The organism is Pseudomonas sp. S2_C11 (assembly GCF_054668395.1).
The window spans coordinates 2,364,630-2,379,390 of sequence record NZ_CP162765.1 but is presented as its reverse complement, the minus strand read 5'-3'; the positions used below and the strand labels follow the sequence as shown (position 1 = coordinate 2,379,390).

The window sequence follows — 14,761 nt, the reverse complement described above, 5'->3', positions numbered from 1 at the left end:
TTTCGCGAGCAGGCTCGCTCCCACAGGGTTCAATGTCGTACTCAGATTTCAAGGACTCACCATGATCCCCAACGAAGACCAAACCCAGATCCGCGACATGGCCCGGCAGTTTGCCGAGGAACGGCTCAAGCCGTTCGCCGCCGAGTGGGATCGCGAGCACCGTTTCCCCAGGGAAGCCATCGCCGAGATGGCCGAGCTGGGCTTCTTCGGCATGCTCGTGCCGGAGCAGTGGGGCGGCTGTGACACAGGCTACCTCGCGTACGCCATGGCTTTGGAAGAAATCGCCGCAGGCGACGGTGCCTGCTCGACGATCATGAGCGTGCACAACTCGGTCGGCTGTGTGCCGATTCTCAAGTTCGGCAATGATGACCAGCGCGAGCGCTTCCTCAAACCGCTGGCCAGCGGCGCGATGCTCGGCGCCTTCGCGCTGACCGAACCGCAGGCCGGTTCCGATGCCAGCAGCCTGAAAACCCGCGCCCGGCTGGACGGCGATCACTACGTGCTCAACGGTTGCAAACAGTTCATCACCTCCGGGCAAAACGCCGGCATCGTGATCGTGTTTGCCGTGACCGACCCGAGCGCCGGCAAGCGCGGGATCAGCGCCTTTATCGTGCCGACCCACTCGCCGGGCTACAAAGTCGCGCGGGTCGAAGACAAACTCGGCCAGCACGCGTCCGACACCTGCCAGATTCTTTTTGAAGATGTGAAAGTGCCGGTCGCCAATCGGCTGGGCGAGGAGGGCGAGGGCTACAAGATCGCCTTGGCCAACCTCGAAGGCGGCCGCGTCGGTATCGCCTCGCAAGCCGTCGGCATGGCCCGCGCTGCGTTCGAGGCCGCGCGTGATTACGCCCGCGAGCGTGACACCTTCGGCAAGCCGATCATCGAGCATCAGGCCGTGGCGTTCCGCCTGGCGGACATGGCCACGCAAATTGCCGTCGCCCGGCAAATGGTGCATTACGCCGCAGCCTTGCGTGACAGCGGCCAACCGGCGCTGGTCGAGGCGTCGATGGCCAAGCTGTTCGCCTCGGAAATGGCTGAAAAGGTCTGCTCCATGGCCTTGCAAACCCTTGGCGGTTACGGTTACCTCAACGACTTTCCGCTGGAACGCATCTACCGCGACGTGCGCGTCTGCCAGATCTACGAAGGCACCAGCGACATTCAGCGCATGGTCATTTCGCGCAATCTCTGACAAGGAATTTTATTCATGACTTACGAAACGATTCTGCTGGAAACCCGCGACCGCGTCGGCCTGATCACCCTCAACCGGCCGCAGGCACTGAACGCGCTGAACGCGCAACTGGTCAGCGAAGTGAACCACGCCCTCGATACGCTGGAAGCCGATGCGCATATTGGCTGCATCGTCCTCACCGGTTCGAAAAAAGCTTTTGCCGCCGGCGCCGACATCAAGGAAATGGCCGAGCTGACCTATCCGCAGATCTACATGGACGATCTGTTCAGCGACAGCGATCGAGTGGCCAACCGACGCAAGCCGATCATCGCCGCGGTCAATGGTTTTGCCCTCGGCGGCGGTTGTGAACTGGCGCTGATGTGCGACTTCATCCTGGCTGGTGACAACGCCAAATTCGGCCAGCCGGAAATCAACCTCGGCGTGCTGCCGGGCATGGGCGGCACCCAGCGCCTGACCCGCGCCGTGGGCAAAGCCAAAGCCATGGAAATGTGCCTGAGCGGACGCATGATCGAAGCGGTAGAAGCCGAGCGCTGCGGCATCGTCGCGCGGATCGTGCCAAGCGATGAGCTGCTTGATGAAGCGCTGAAAGTCGCGGCGGTGATCGCCGGCAAATCACTGCCGATTGCGATGATGATCAAGGAGAGCGTCAACCGCGCGTTCGAGGTCAACCTGAGCGAAGGCGTGCGTTTCGAGCGGCGGGTGTTTCATGCCGCGTTTGCGACGCAGGATCAGAAGGAAGGGATGGCGGCGTTTATTGCCAAGCGTGAGGCTGCATTCCAAGGCAAATAGTGTGTGACCTTCAAAAGCCCCTCACCCTAGCCCTCTCCCCAGGGAGAGGGGACTGACCGCGTGATATGGGCGAATTACGCCGACCTGAAAGGTTGCCGCTGAATCCGTAACCGACCCGGTCGGCTCCCTCTCCCTGAGGAGAGGGGACTGACCGCGGGATATGGGCGAATTACGCCGACCTGAAAGGTTGCCGCTGAATCCGTAACCGACTCGGTCGGCTCCCTCTCCCTGGGGAGAGGGGACTGACCGCGTGATATGGGCGAATTACGCCGACCTGAAAGGTTGCCGCTGAATCCGTAACCGACTCGGTCGGCTCCCTCTCCCTGGGGAGAGGGGACTGACCGCGTGATACGGGCGAATTACGCCGACCTGAAAGGTTGCCGCTGAATCCGTAACCGACCCGGTCGGCTCCCTCTCCCTGGGGAGAGGGCTGGGGTGAGGGGTAGGGCCAACGCCATTACAGCTGATAGTTCTTCAAATCCCGCGCAATCACCATCCGCTGTATCTCGCTCGACCCTTCATAGATCTGGGTAATCCGCGCATCGCGGTAGTACTTCTCGACCGGGTAATCCTCCAGATAGCCATAGCCGCCATGAATCTGGATCGCCGACGAGCACACCTTCTCGGCCATTTCCGATGCGAACAGCTTGGCCTGCGAAGCCTCGGACAAGCACGGTTTGCCCGCCGTCCTCAGCCGCGCTGCATGGAGGATCAGCAACCGCGCGGCGTTGATCTGCATGTGCATGTCAGCCAGCAGATTGGCGATGCTCTGGTGCTCGATGATCGGCTTGTCGAATTGCACCCGGTCTTTCGAATAAGCCAGCGCCGCTTCAAAAGCCGCCCGGGCAATGCCCAATGCCTGCGCGGCGATGCCGATGCGTCCGCCTTCAAGGTTGGACAGGGCAATCGCCAGGCCCTTGCCACGCTCGCCGAGCAGATTGGCCTCGGGGATGCTGCAGTTGTTCAGCGTCACCGCGCAGGTGTCGGAAGCACGGATGCCCATTTTGTGTTCGGTGCGATCGACGATGAAACCCGGCGTGTCGGTCGGCACCAGAAACGCTGACAGGCCTTTTTTGCCCAGCTCCGGGTCGGTCACGGCGAAGACGATCGCCAGTTTCGCCCGTTTGCCATTGCTGACGAATTGCTTGGCGCCGTTGATCACCCATTGGCCGTCGCGCAGTTCGGCGCGGGTGCGCAGGTTGTGCGCTTCGGAGCCGGCCTGGGGTTCGGTCAGGCAGAAGCAACCGATGGTCTGCCCACTGGCCAGATCGGCCAGCCAGGTCTGTTTCTGTTCGTCGCTGCCGTAGTTGAGCACCGGGCCGCAGCCTACCGAGTTGTGAATGCTCATGAACGCGCCGGTCGCGCCATCGCCGGCAGAGATTTCCTCAACCGCCAGCGCATAGGCAACGTAATCGACGTAGGTGCCGCCCCATTCCTCCGGCACAACCATGCCGAGCAAGCCCAGCTCACCCATCTTCGCCACCAGGGCGTCGTCGATCCAGCCAGCCTTTTCCCAGGCCTGGGCGTGGGGCGCGATTTCGCCACGGGCAAAATCCCGGGCCATGTCGCGGATCATCACTTGTTCTTCAGTCAGTTCGAGATCGTGCATGACTCAGCTCCCGCTCTCATCAAAACCATGGAAGAAGCTCGCAACCTGCGCAGCGTCCAGCTCAGCGACGGTCGGCGGGTTCCAGCGCGGTGACTTGTCCTTGTCGATCAGCAGGGCGCGCACACCTTCGATCAGGTCGCCACGGGCAAACCACTGGCGGTCCAGATGCAGCTCCAGCGCAAAGCAATTCTCCAGACTCAGGTGCCTGCCGCGACGGAGCATTTCCAGGGTCACGGCCATGGCCAGCGGCGAGCGGGTTTCCAGCAGATCCGCCGTGGTGACCGCCCATTCGTGGCTGTCGGCGACGGTGACGGCGCGCAATTGCTCGATCATGCTCGGCACGTCGGGCAGGGCAAAGAAATGGTCGATGGCCGGGCGCAACACTTGGAGGGGTGCATCGGGCAGGGTTTGTACGGCGTGCTTGGCCAGCAGGTTCTGCACCGATTTGAGCGACGTGTCCTGCCATTCCATCTGGTCGAGCTTGTCGTCGAGCAGGGCCAGTTTGCTGCTGTCCAGGTACCAGTCGGCGAGGCCGCAGTACAGCGCATCGGCGGCGCGAATCTGCACGCCGCTGACGCCCAGATAAATCCCCAGCTCACCGGGGATGCGCGGCAGGAAGTAACTGCCGCCGACATCAGGGAAATAACCGATGGCCACTTCCGGCATCGCCAGACGGCTCTTTTCGGTGACCACACGCAGATCGGCGCCTTGCACCAGGCCCATGCCACCGCCGAGGACGAAACCGTCCATCAGGGCCAGCACCGGTTTGCGGTAGTGATGAATTGTCAGGTCGAGGGCGTATTCCTCGACGAAGAAATCTTCGTGCAGCGTGTCGCCGCTCTTGTAGCTGTCGTACAGCGAACGAATATCGCCGCCGGCGCAGAAGGCCTTTTCACCAGCGCCGCGCAATACCACGGCGTGAACATTGGCGTCAGACGCCCAGGCATCGAGCTGCTGTTGCAGCAGACGCACCATGTCGAGGGTGATGGCATTGAGGCCCGCAGGGCGGTTGAGGGTCAGGTGGCCGATATGGTTGCGCACCTCGGCCAGCACGTCGTTTTGCATGGCATCCATGGACGGGGTCCGCCGGGATGAAGCCTGAGCTGTCATCTGTAACTCCCTGCTTTTTATTGTCTTTATTCGAAAAGCCCGCGCGCGGGCGTTAGCGGATCGTAACAGTGCAAATTTGTCGTGTACAACGGGGATATGTGCAGGGGGAATCTGCGTTTTTCTCTTAGCGCCGCTGTCCGTGTAGGAGCTGACGAGTGCAACGAGGCTGCGACCTTTTGATCTTGTTTTTTGAAATCAACAGATCGCAGCCTCGTTGCACTCGTCAGCTCCTACAAAGGGATCATCTGAACGTTTCGGTAATGCTGCGCCGCTTGGCGTGCAGTTCGCTGGCGTGAATCAGGCGTTCGAGGTCTTCGGGGGTGACGTCGATGAAGGCTTCCATGTCGGCCAGCGCCAGTTTCAGGTCTGCGGCGGTAATTGCCTGGCGGTCGACCGGGACCACTGGCGGTGCCGGGTCGGCAGCGCGCTTCGGATAGCGGATGCGGGTCAGGTTGTTATAGGCCAGCGCGCTGACGAGCATGCACAGGGCGCCAAGCATGACCGGCTCCATGGCTTTCCAGTCCATGGCGATGGTTGCCGGGTCGGCCAGTACCAGCGTCAACGCCAAGGCACCGGCCGGTGGGTGCAGGCAACGCAGCCAGCACATGAGAATCACCGCCATGCCGGCAGCAAGGCAGGCGCTGCCCAGCGTACGGCCAAGAACATGGGCGACCAGCAAGGCGACCACGCCAGCACACAGGTAGCCGCCAAGAATCGACCATGGCTGGGCGAGGGCGCCCGAGGACACCGCGAACAGCAGCACCGCCGAAGCGCCGAGCGGGCCGACCAGGTGAAATGCAACGTCATGGCCGAACACCTGCGCGCACATCCACACACTGAACAGCGTGCCCAGGCCCATGCCGATCGCGGCACGGCTCCATTCAGTGGGGCGGGTGTTGATGGCAGCGGGCAACCAGCGAGCAAGCATGTAGAACTGATCCTTTACAAAATCCGGGGCAAAAAAAGGACTTGTCCGGCAAATCCGGAAAGCCCTAGAAGCGTTCCAACATTGGGGGAGGAACGCGCGTAGTTTGCCGATCAAAATCGATGCTGACAAATTCATATAAATGCAGTTTTAGTGCACTATTTTTGCATTGAAGCGGTGCGCCGAGCGCTGACGAAGCACAGATAACCGCCCAGCGCCGCCAAGCCGCTCAAGGCGTAGAACATGCTTGGAGCAGGCGTGTGCATCAGTAGAAAACCGCACATTACCGGGCTGGCAGCCCCGCCAAGCGCTGACAGGTTCTGCGCGCCGTAGTAGCTGCCGCGCAGTGCCTCAGGGGCGAGGGTGTCAACGAACAGGAAGTCGGCGGGGTAGATGATCATCTCGCCCAGGGTGAAGATGAACATCGCCACGCACCAGCCGAGCAGGCTGTCGGCCACGCTGAAACCGATCAACCCGACGATGAACAGCGCAGTGCCGCCGGCAATCCAGTGACGCAGGTGTTCGCGACTGAGCCAGCGACCAACCTGATACTGCAGCAGGATCACCGTGATTGCGTTGCAGGCGAGCAGGGCGGCCATGGTGTCGAGCGTTTGTTGCTGGGTGTGGGTGACCAGCAGGTATTGCGACAGGTACAGCGTAAAGCGCCCGTGCACCAATGTGCTTAGCAGGCAACCGAGGGTGAACAGCACCATGGTACGGTCGTTTTTCAGGATCATCAGCGTGTCGAGGAAACTTTGCGGCGCACTGCCGGAACTTATCGGACTGGCATCCCTGGTCGCGCCGAGCAGCAGAAAAATACTGCCAATGGCGATCGCACCGGCAACGATGAACGGCGCGGACGGCTGCACCCCGGCAATCACCACGCCAATCATCGGGCCGACGGCGTAGCCGATATTGGTCAGCGTGTAATTGAGGGAAAACGCCTTGACCCGCTGGCCCACTGGCAGCTGTTCACTGAGGATCGCCTTGGAGCCGATCAGGAACAGCGCCGACGCGGTTTCGCTGATGATCAGCACCAGGGTGACCACATACAGATTCTGCGCGAAGGTCAGCAGGATCAGGCCGATACCGCTGGAGAGCATGGCCACAATCAGCAACTGGCGCTTGTCCAGCTTGTCGATGATGTAGCCACCGTACAGCGACAGCAATGTTGCGCTGAACACGGCGATGCCGAGCAGCAAGCCGACATCCTGCGGATTGAGGCCAAGCTTGTTGCTGAGGAACAGTGTCAGCAACGGGCTGACCAGGGCGCGGCTGATGACCACGGTCAGCGAGCTGATCATCAACCGGCGGATGAACGGCGAATAGATGGCCACGGAAGGGGAATGTCCTTATTCGGGAAGCGTGGGCGAACGCCATCCTCTCTGGGCAGCCGCCACCGGTCAAGCTGATACACCAGCGTCTCTCGGAGCACATGATTTCCCTGTGGGAGCGAGCCTGCTCGCGAAGGCGGCGGATCAGTCACCTGCTATGTCGCTGACATACCGTATTCGCGAGCAGGCTCGCTCCCACAGGGTCTGTGTAGCTCACAATTTGCAATGACTCCCACAGGGCCAGTTCAAGCCACATCCGAAGCCGCGGGCCACTGCCGCAAGGTGATCGGCAACTTGCACGATTCACCGCGCCCCATCGGGAAATACTGAAAGCCATTGCGCGCCAGGCGCTCGGCGTCGTACAGGTTACGGCCGTCAAAGATCACAGGGCTGTTGAGGCGCTGTTTGATCAGCTCGAAATCCGGGGCCTTGAACTGTTGCCATTCGGTGCAGATGATCAACGCATCGGCGCCGGCCAGTACCGATTCCGGCGTGCCCATCAGCATCAGTTTTGATTCGTTTGGATAGAGATTCTGGGTTTCCACCATGGCTTCTGGATCAAACGCGCGCACGCTGGCCCCGGCAGCCCATAAATCTTCTAGCAGAACCCGGCTCGGCGCGTCGCGCATGTCGTCGGTGTTGGGCTTGAACGCCAGGCCCCACAGGGCAAAGGTCTTGCCGCGCAAATCGCCCCGGTAGAAGGCGTTGATGCGCTCAAACAGCTTGTGCTTCTGGCGCTGGTTGATCGCCTCGACCGCTTGCAGCAGATCACTGGAGCAATGTGCCTGCTCGGCACTGTGAATCAACGCGCGCATGTCCTTGGGAAAACACGAACCGCCGTAGCCGCAACCCGGATAGATAAAGTGATAGCCAATCCGCGTATCGGCACCGATGCCCTGGCGCACTGATTCGATGTCCGCGCCGAGGTGCTCGGCGAGTTCGGCGATCTGGTTGATGAAACTGATCTTGGTCGCCAGCATGCAGTTGGCGGCGTATTTGGTCAGCTCGGCGCTGCGCAGGTCCATGAACAGGATGCGGTCATGGTTGCGGTTGAACGGCGCGTACAGATCGCGCATCACATCGCGCACTTCAGTACCTTCGCAACCAATGACAATGCGATCCGGTCGCCGGCAATCAGCAACCGCTGAACCTTCCTTGAGAAATTCCGGGTTGGAGACAATATCGAACTGCAGCAGGCGGCCAATCTTGATCAGGGCCTTTTCGATGTGGCTGCGCAAAGCGTCGCCCGTGCCCACCGGCACCGTGGACTTTTCCACCACGATCAATGGCTGCTGGCGATGCCGGGCAATCGCGTCGCCAACCGACAGGACGTAGCGCAGATCCGCCGAACCATCCTCGCGTGACGGCGTGCCCACCGCGATGAACGCAACCCGCCCATGCAACACCGCAAGCCGCTCATCAGTGGTGAATTGCAGGCGCTGCGAATCCAGGCCCTCGCGCACCAGGCTGGCCAGCCCCGGCTCGAAAATACTGACGTGGCCCTGGCGTAACTGCTCGATCTTTTGCGCGTCGACATCCATGCACACGACGTCGTGACCGACCTCGGCCAGCACCGCCGCTTGCACCAGACCGACATAACCACTGCCAAACACCGTGATCTTCATGCCGCACTCCTGCTCGCAGTTCCCTGCACTGAACATAAGAGCGCGATGTTTCAGTTCGCCTACTGCTGAAGAACCAGCAAACAGACCGTTCGGGGAATGCCCGATTGACTTTTACCGCCTCGAACGGCAGGTTGTCGGCCTTTCGCGGTAACCCTTGTCATCGAGTCATGCCGTTTTTTGCGTTTCATTTCATGCATTTATTGTTTTTGTTGAATCGTTTTTTATTTCAAGGCCGTTTCGTTTGAGTGATTTGTCGAGTACCCAACCTGCATCGTCCACCAGCAATCCGCTGACCGTTTACCTGGCGCGACTGGCACCTTCCAGCCAGTTGACCATGCGTTATGTGCTGCAAGACGCCGCTGACCGCCTCGGTTTCGAGGACGTCGATATCGAAGAAATCCCCTGGCACGGCCTGCAACCGGAAGACGTGGTGGCGCTGGTCGCCGCTTTGCGTGCCGATGGTTATGCACCGAACACCTCGTCGCTGTACGTGAACGCCGTACGCGGGGTGATGAACGAAGCATGGCGCATGAGCCTGATCAGTCAGGATCACCTGCTGAAGATGCGGTCGGTCAAGGGCATAGCCGGCACGCGGCTGTCCCAGGGGCGCAACCTCAAGCGCACGCTGATTCATGAACTGATGGAGGTCTGCGCTGCCGACCCGCGCCCGCAGGGCCTGCGTGATGCGGCGGTGATTGCGCTGCTGTACGGCACCGGCATGCGCAAGTCGGAATCGGTGGATCTGGATCTGAGCCAGGTCGACTTTCACGAACGCAGCCTGACGGTGACCGGCAAGGGCAACAAACAGTTGATCAAGTACGCGCCGGCCTGGGCCTTTGCCAAGCTCGACGCCTGGCTGGAACTGCGTCGTTCACAGCTCAAGGAAGGCGAGAGCGACGATGCGTTTCTGTTCAACCGTATTCGCCGGGGCAGCCACATCACCCGCGAGCGCATCACCAAACACGCGATTTACTACATTGCCCGCCAGCGCGGTACGCAGGTCGGGGTGAAAATCATGCCCCATGACTTCCGTCGTTCATTCATCACCCGGGTGATCGAAGAGCACGACCTGTCGATCGCACAGAAACTGGCGCATCACAGCAATATCCAGACGACTGCCAACTACGATGTGCGCGATGACAACGAGCGGCGGCGGGCGGTGGATCGCTTCGATTTGTAAACGGTGTCAGGTCTGCGGCGGGCAGCGCGAGCCGCTGGCACCCTGCGCGATGTGCGCAGCGAGGCGTTTGATGTTGTTCTGTTGCGCGGTTACCAGTTCGTCGATGCTCGGCCCTGAAGGCGTCTGCAACACCGAGCGACAGCTCAGCAGGGCCGCGTCCGCCGCACCTAATGGGCGCACTCGCCATTTCACGTCGATCAAGGCGTACTGACCGGGAATCGAATCGAAGCGCTGCACGTCGATTCGCACGGAAGCGCGCTGCTGGCCGACGCCGCCGCTCAATTGATCGACCAGCGCACCGCGCAACTCATCGGCAAGGGTGGCGCTCCACCAATCGGTATCCAGGATGGCCACGCCGCTGTTGCCTTGGCGAATCACGATCTGCGCGCGATCGACCTGCGGCGGCACACTGATGCTTTCGATGGCGATGTCGGCGCCGTTGCGGCTGGCACCCGGTTGCGCCGGGGTCAGCGTATGGAAGCTGATCGGGTCGCTACGGCACGCGGCCAGCAGCACGAGCGCAGCGAGCAGGGAGATCTTCAACGGTAAAACCATGGATGCAGCTCCTGTGCTCAATTGCGTGGCGGTCCTTTGAGGTCCAGCGGCGCGGCGTTGTCGGGGCGTCCGCGAATCAGCGACTCAGGGTGGCGACCGAGGTAATCCGACAGCTCTCGCAACGAGCGCGACATGCGCCCGAGTTCGTCGAGGGTTTCGGTCAACTGCTCACGTTGCGGTGAATCCTCGGCCAGGGTCGAATTGGCGGACTGCAAGGTCTTGCTGACGTCGGCGAGGGTGCTCTGTACACCCGGCAGAGTCCTGGCGTTGAACTGCTTCAGGCCCTTGCGCAGCTCGACCAGATTGCCGTCGAGGTTGCTGGCGATGCGTTCAACCGGCAATGCGTTGATCTTGTTGACCATCGCCTCGAGTTTTTCCTGCAATTGCTCGAGGCTGCCAGGGACGGTCGGAATGGTCACCGGCCGTGCCGTAGGGTCAAAAGCGACTTTCGGCGCTTTGGGGTAGAAATCCAGGGAGATATACAACTGACCGGTGAGCAGGTTGCCGTTGCGGGCCTGGGCGCGAAGGCCGTTTTCGATGAACGTGCCGATCAGGCGCGCGCCGGTGGCCTCATCGTTTTCGTCGCCATGGTAAGCCTTGAGCATTTTCGTGTGAGCGCGGCCCAGACGCTGCGGATAGATGACGATGCCGACATTCACCGGGAAGGTGCGCTTGACCTCGTCGAAGTCGAGATTGACTGCCACCACCCGGCCGATTTCAACTCCGAGGAACTCCACCGGCGCGTCAACCTTGAGCCCGCGCAAGGCTTGATCGAAGCGCAGCGCCAGATATTGTGCCTTGCCGTTTGGCGGGGCGAGGGCGGTGGCCTGGTCGGCGAACAGTTCGAAACCCTTGTCTTCACTGGCTGGCGAATCGTTGGGACTGTAATCCGGAGCGCGGAAAGCGATGCCGCCCACCAGCAGGGTCGACAGCGACTCGGTTTTCACCGCAAAGCCGTTGGCACCGACATTGATGTCGATGCCGCTGGCGTTCCAGAAACGGGTGTTTTCGGTGACGTAGGCGTCATTTGGCGAATGCACGAAGACTTCGATGTTGACCCCTTTGCCGTCCTGGTCCAAGGCATAGGACACCACTTGGCCAACCGGGATCTTGCGGTAATAGACGGGGGAGCCGATGTCCAGCGAGCCGAGGTCGGCGGTGTGCAGGGTGAAGCGCTTGCCCGGTTCGCCGTAGGTGATCGGCGGCGGGTTCTCCAGACCCTTGAAGTTTTTTGAGCGGGTATTGGCCTGGCCAATGTCGGCACCGATGTAGTCGCCCGACAGCAATGTGTCGATGCCCGATACCCCGCCGGCGCCGATGCGCGGACGTACCACCCAGAATTGCGAGTCCTCGCGGGTGAAGGCTTCGGCCTGCTTGGCGAGTTTGATCGTGGCGTTGACGTGTTTATGGTCGTTGGCCAGTTCAACATCGGAGACATGGCCGATGACTACGTTGCGGTACCTGACTTCGGTCTTGTTGGCGGTCAGGCCATCGCCGGTCTTGAAGGTGACGGTGATCGTCGGGCCTTCCTGGAGGATGTTGTGAATCACCAGCGAAATGCCCACCAGCACCGCCACGATCGGCACGATCCATACCAGCGAGATACCGAATCGGCGGGTTTTGATCGGCGCCTGACCGGGTGCTCGCGGCTCGTCGCTGGCTGACGACTTCATCCATGTCCTCCTCAATTAATCGGGCACTGAGCGTCAGGAACGCAAAAGCACTTCATCAATATAGAAGTGCTTGGCGATAGAGCAAATGTGTATAGCTGGCGTGGGACGCGATTGCAGTCCAGGAGCTGCCGAAGGTTGCGACCTGATCGTTCCCATGCTCTGCGTGGGAATGCAGCCCGGGACGCTCTGCGTCCCAAGATCGCAGCCTTCGGCAGCTCCTACAGGGGCCAGAGTCGTGGCGGGCTCAGCCGAGCATTTCGCGCAGGCGATACCAGAACATGCCCAGCGCCAACAACGGCGAACGCAACGCCGGGCCGCCGGGGAAGGTCATGTGCGGCACGCTGCTGAACACGTCCATGCCCTGGCTATGCCCGGCGTGAATGGCTTCGCCCAGCAATTTCGCGCACCAATGGGTGACGTTGAGGCCATGGCCGGAATAGCCCTGCGCGTAAAACACGTTCGGGTGCTGTTTGAGCCGGCCAACCTGGGGGAAACGATTGGCGGTAATACCGATCTTCCCGCCCCATTGGTAGTCGATGCGCACGTCGGCCAGTTGCGGGAACACCTTGAGCATTTTCGGTCGCATGTAGGCGGCGATATCCGCCGGATCGCGCCCGGAGTAATGACAAGCACCGCCGAACAGCAGACGTCGATCCGCCGAGAGACGGTAATAATCGAGCCCGACTTTCTGATCGCACAGCGCCAGGTTCTGTGGAATCAACTGCGCGGCACGGCTTTCGTCCAGCGGCTCGGTGGCGATGATGTAACTGCCGGCGGGCAGCACTTTGCCGCTGAGTTTCGGCTCGAGGTCATCCAGATGCGCGTTGCAGCCAAGCACCAGGCTGCCGGCGCGTACTGAACCGGTGGCGCAGCGCACCTCGACGGTCGGGCCATGGAGGATTTCCAGGACCGGACTCTGCTCGAAGATCCGCACGCCCAGCGACGCGGCGAGACGCGCTTCGCCCTGAACCAGATCAAGCGGATGCAAATGGCCCGAACCCATGTCGATCAATCCGCCGGCGTACACACCGGCGTCGACCACTTGCTGCCGGATCTGCTCCGGCCCGACCAGCCTCGTTGCGTGGGCATAGTCGAGTTCGGCAAGGCTGTCCTGCTCTTGCTGGAACGCGGCAAATTGCGCGGCGGTGTTGGCCAGTTCGCAAAAGCCCCAGCGCAGATCACAGTCGATGGCGTTGTCAGTGATGCGCTGGCGCACCAGCTCCACCGAATCGATGCCGGCGCGCTGCAGATAGCGCATGCCGTCCTGGCCAACGTAACGGGCGAAACCCTCGACTTCATGGCCGATGCCGCGAATCAGCTGCCCGCCATTGCGCCCGCTGGCGCCCCAGCCGATACGTCGCGCCTCGAGCAAAACCACTGACAGACCGCGCTGCGCCAGCTCAATCGCGGTATTGACGCCAGTGAAACCGCCACCGATCACGCAGACATCGGCAATCAAATCCCCGTTTAGCGCAGGGTAGGCCGTGCTCGCCCGCGCAGAAGCGGCGTACCAGGAGCGGGCGTGCTGTGAATTGTGCTGATTCATTTGTTCGACTTCACTTTGCTCCACGACCGGGTCATCAGACGCATGATCGCCTGGGGCGGGGTCGAGGAAATGTAGAGTTTGTCGAGCACCGACTGCGGCGGATAAACCTCAGGGTTGTTGACCAGTTCCTCATCCATGAACGGCTTGGCCGCCGGGTTCGGGTTGGCGTAGCCGACGGTGGCGCTGACCTTGGCGATCACCTGCGGATCAAGCAGGTAATTGATGAAGGCATGGGCCTCTTTGGCGTTGCTCGCGTCGGCCGGAATCGCCAGCAGATCAAACCACAGGTTGGCGCCTTCCTTGGGGATGGCGTAAGCGATATTCACACCGTTCTTGGCTTCCTTGGCGCGGTTGGCCGCCTGGAACACATCGCCGGAGTAACCGAACGCGACGCAGATGTCGCCATTGGCCAGGTCCGACACGTACTTGGAAGAATGGAAATAGGTGATGTACGGACGGATGCTCAGCAGCTTGGCTTCGGCCTTTTTGTAGTCTTCAGGGTTTTCACTGCGCGGATCCATGCCCATGTAGTTGAGGATGGCCGGGAAGACTTCGTCGGCGGAGTCCATCATCGACACACCGCACTGGCTGAGCTTCTTCAGATTCTCCGGTTCAAACAACACGGCCCAGGAATCGATGTGGTCGATGCCGAGCACTTGCTTGACCTTGTCGACGTTGTAGCCGATGCCGTTGGTGCCCCACAGATAGGGCACCGAGTGCTCATTGCCTGGATCGTTTTTCTCAAGCAATTCAAGCAGTTTCGGGTCAAGGTTCTTCCAGTTTGGTAACTGTGATCGATCGAGCTTCATGAACGCGCCGGCCTTTACCTGACGGGCGAGGAAGTGGTTGGACGGCACTACCACGTCGTAACCGGTGCGGCCGGCGAGGAGTTTGCCTTCAAGGGTTTCGTTGGAGTCGAAGACGTCGTAGATCACCTTGATCCCGGTCTTGCTCTGGAAGTCTGCAAGGGTGGTTTCGCCGATGTAGTCGGTCCAGTTGTAGACGCTGACCTGGGGCTCGGCGTGGGCTGCTGCACTGAACAGCACGCTCAGCGCGACCGGGAGTACGGATTTCAATAGACGCATATCGACACCTCTTGGATTTATTGGAATTCTCAGGCGCTGCACAATCCCATGTGGGAGCGAGCCTGCTCGCGAAAGCGGTGTTCCAGTCGACGTCAATATTGAATGTACTGACGTCTTCGCGAGCAGGCTCGCTCCCACAGG

Annotated in this window: 12 protein-coding genes; 3 read left to right on the top strand and 9 right to left on the bottom strand. The window is 60.9% G+C overall.

The features are described from left to right. The first annotated feature begins 61 nt into the window (after positions 1 to 61). Positions 62 to 1,189: an acyl-CoA dehydrogenase gene (locus AB4N48_RS10770; RefSeq protein ID WP_460095399.1), complete on the top strand. Its 1,128-nt coding sequence runs from the start codon at positions 62 to 64 to the stop codon at positions 1,187 to 1,189. Positions 1,190 to 1,204: 15 nt separating this feature from the next. Then, positions 1,205 to 1,978 carry an enoyl-CoA hydratase gene (locus tag AB4N48_RS10765; protein WP_460095398.1) on the top strand — a complete coding sequence of 258 codons (774 nt, stop codon included), beginning with the start codon at positions 1,205 to 1,207 and terminating at the stop codon, positions 1,976 to 1,978. 457 nt (positions 1,979 to 2,435) lie between these two features. On the opposite strand, the gene AB4N48_RS10760 is transcribed toward AB4N48_RS10765, so the two are convergent. The 5 genes from AB4N48_RS10760 to AB4N48_RS10740 all read right to left on the bottom strand — a co-directional run bounded on the left by AB4N48_RS10760 (position 2,436) and on the right by AB4N48_RS10740 (position 8,581). Next, positions 2,436 to 3,587, bottom strand: a complete 1,152-nt coding sequence (locus AB4N48_RS10760) for an acyl-CoA dehydrogenase family protein (RefSeq protein WP_039762931.1) — start codon at positions 3,585 to 3,587, stop codon at positions 2,436 to 2,438. 3 nt (positions 3,588 to 3,590) lie between these two features. After that, the gene (locus AB4N48_RS10755) at positions 3,591 to 4,697 is read right to left on the bottom strand and encodes an enoyl-CoA hydratase/isomerase family protein (RefSeq protein ID WP_460143638.1); all 1,107 of its coding nucleotides are present in this window, start codon (positions 4,695 to 4,697) and stop codon (positions 3,591 to 3,593) included. 241 nt (positions 4,698 to 4,938) lie between these two features. Next, positions 4,939 to 5,625: an HPP family protein gene (locus AB4N48_RS10750; protein WP_252886198.1), complete on the bottom strand. Its 687-nt coding sequence runs from the start codon at positions 5,623 to 5,625 to the stop codon at positions 4,939 to 4,941. A gap of 155 nt (positions 5,626 to 5,780) precedes the next feature. Then, positions 5,781 to 6,959, bottom strand: a complete 1,179-nt coding sequence (locus AB4N48_RS10745; protein WP_460095397.1) for an MFS transporter — start codon at positions 6,957 to 6,959, stop codon at positions 5,781 to 5,783. A 242-nt stretch (positions 6,960 to 7,201) separates the two neighbouring features. After that, positions 7,202 to 8,581, bottom strand: a complete 1,380-nt coding sequence (locus AB4N48_RS10740; RefSeq protein WP_460095396.1) for a UDP-glucose 6-dehydrogenase — start codon at positions 8,579 to 8,581, stop codon at positions 7,202 to 7,204. A 241-nt stretch (positions 8,582 to 8,822) separates the two neighbouring features. Here AB4N48_RS10740 and AB4N48_RS10735 point away from each other — a divergent pair, with 241 nt between their 5' ends. Beyond that, entirely contained in the window at positions 8,823 to 9,761 is a 939-nt protein-coding gene (locus AB4N48_RS10735; RefSeq protein ID WP_374046271.1) for a site-specific integrase, read from the top strand. 6 nt (positions 9,762 to 9,767) lie between these two features. Here AB4N48_RS10735 and AB4N48_RS10730 read toward each other — a convergent pair whose 3' ends face one another. From AB4N48_RS10730 to AB4N48_RS10715, 4 genes are all read right to left on the bottom strand, one after another. Further along, positions 9,768 to 10,316, bottom strand: a complete 549-nt coding sequence (locus tag AB4N48_RS10730; RefSeq protein WP_095180019.1) for a PqiC family protein — start codon at positions 10,314 to 10,316, stop codon at positions 9,768 to 9,770. Between the two features lie 17 nt (positions 10,317 to 10,333). Then, positions 10,334 to 11,989 (bottom strand): PqiB family protein, encoded by a 1,656-nt coding sequence (locus AB4N48_RS10725; RefSeq protein ID WP_252876296.1) that lies wholly within the window; start codon positions 11,987 to 11,989, stop codon positions 10,334 to 10,336. Positions 11,990 to 12,233: 244 nt separating this feature from the next. Next, positions 12,234 to 13,535, bottom strand: coding sequence for an NAD(P)/FAD-dependent oxidoreductase (locus AB4N48_RS10720; RefSeq protein WP_460095395.1), 1,302 nt, complete (start codon positions 13,533 to 13,535; stop codon positions 12,234 to 12,236). Beyond that, positions 13,532 to 14,620 carry a polyamine ABC transporter substrate-binding protein gene (locus AB4N48_RS10715; protein WP_150635322.1) on the bottom strand — a complete coding sequence of 363 codons (1,089 nt, stop codon included), beginning with the start codon at positions 14,618 to 14,620 and terminating at the stop codon, positions 13,532 to 13,534. The genes AB4N48_RS10720 and AB4N48_RS10715 overlap by 4 nt, the downstream gene beginning before the upstream one ends. Positions 14,621 to 14,761: the final 141 nt, after the last annotated feature.

Bases quoted from the DNA above. Each gene is read 5' to 3' on its own strand.
- AB4N48_RS10715 (WP_150635322.1), bottom strand. From the start codon at position 14,620: ATGCGTCTATTGAAATCCGTACTCCCGGTCGCGCTGAGCGTGCTGTTC.
- AB4N48_RS10740 (WP_460095396.1), bottom strand. From the start codon at position 8,581: ATGAAGATCACGGTGTTTGGCAGTGGTTATGTCGGTCTGGTGCAAGCG.
- AB4N48_RS10770 (WP_460095399.1), top strand. From the start codon at position 62: ATGATCCCCAACGAAGACCAAACCCAGATCCGCGACATGGCCCGGCAG.
- AB4N48_RS10750 (WP_252886198.1), bottom strand. From the start codon at position 5,625: ATGCTTGCTCGCTGGTTGCCCGCTGCCATCAACACCCGCCCCACTGAA.
- AB4N48_RS10730 (WP_095180019.1), bottom strand. From the start codon at position 10,316: ATGGTTTTACCGTTGAAGATCTCCCTGCTCGCTGCGCTCGTGCTGCTG.
- AB4N48_RS10720 (WP_460095395.1), bottom strand. From the start codon at position 13,535: ATGAATCAGCACAATTCACAGCACGCCCGCTCCTGGTACGCCGCTTCT.
- AB4N48_RS10755 (WP_460143638.1), bottom strand. From the start codon at position 4,697: ATGACAGCTCAGGCTTCATCCCGGCGGACCCCGTCCATGGATGCCATG.
- AB4N48_RS10725 (WP_252876296.1), bottom strand. From the start codon at position 11,989: ATGAAGTCGTCAGCCAGCGACGAGCCGCGAGCACCCGGTCAGGCGCCG.
- AB4N48_RS10765 (WP_460095398.1), top strand. From the start codon at position 1,205: ATGACTTACGAAACGATTCTGCTGGAAACCCGCGACCGCGTCGGCCTG.
- AB4N48_RS10760 (WP_039762931.1), bottom strand. From the start codon at position 3,587: ATGCACGATCTCGAACTGACTGAAGAACAAGTGATGATCCGCGACATG.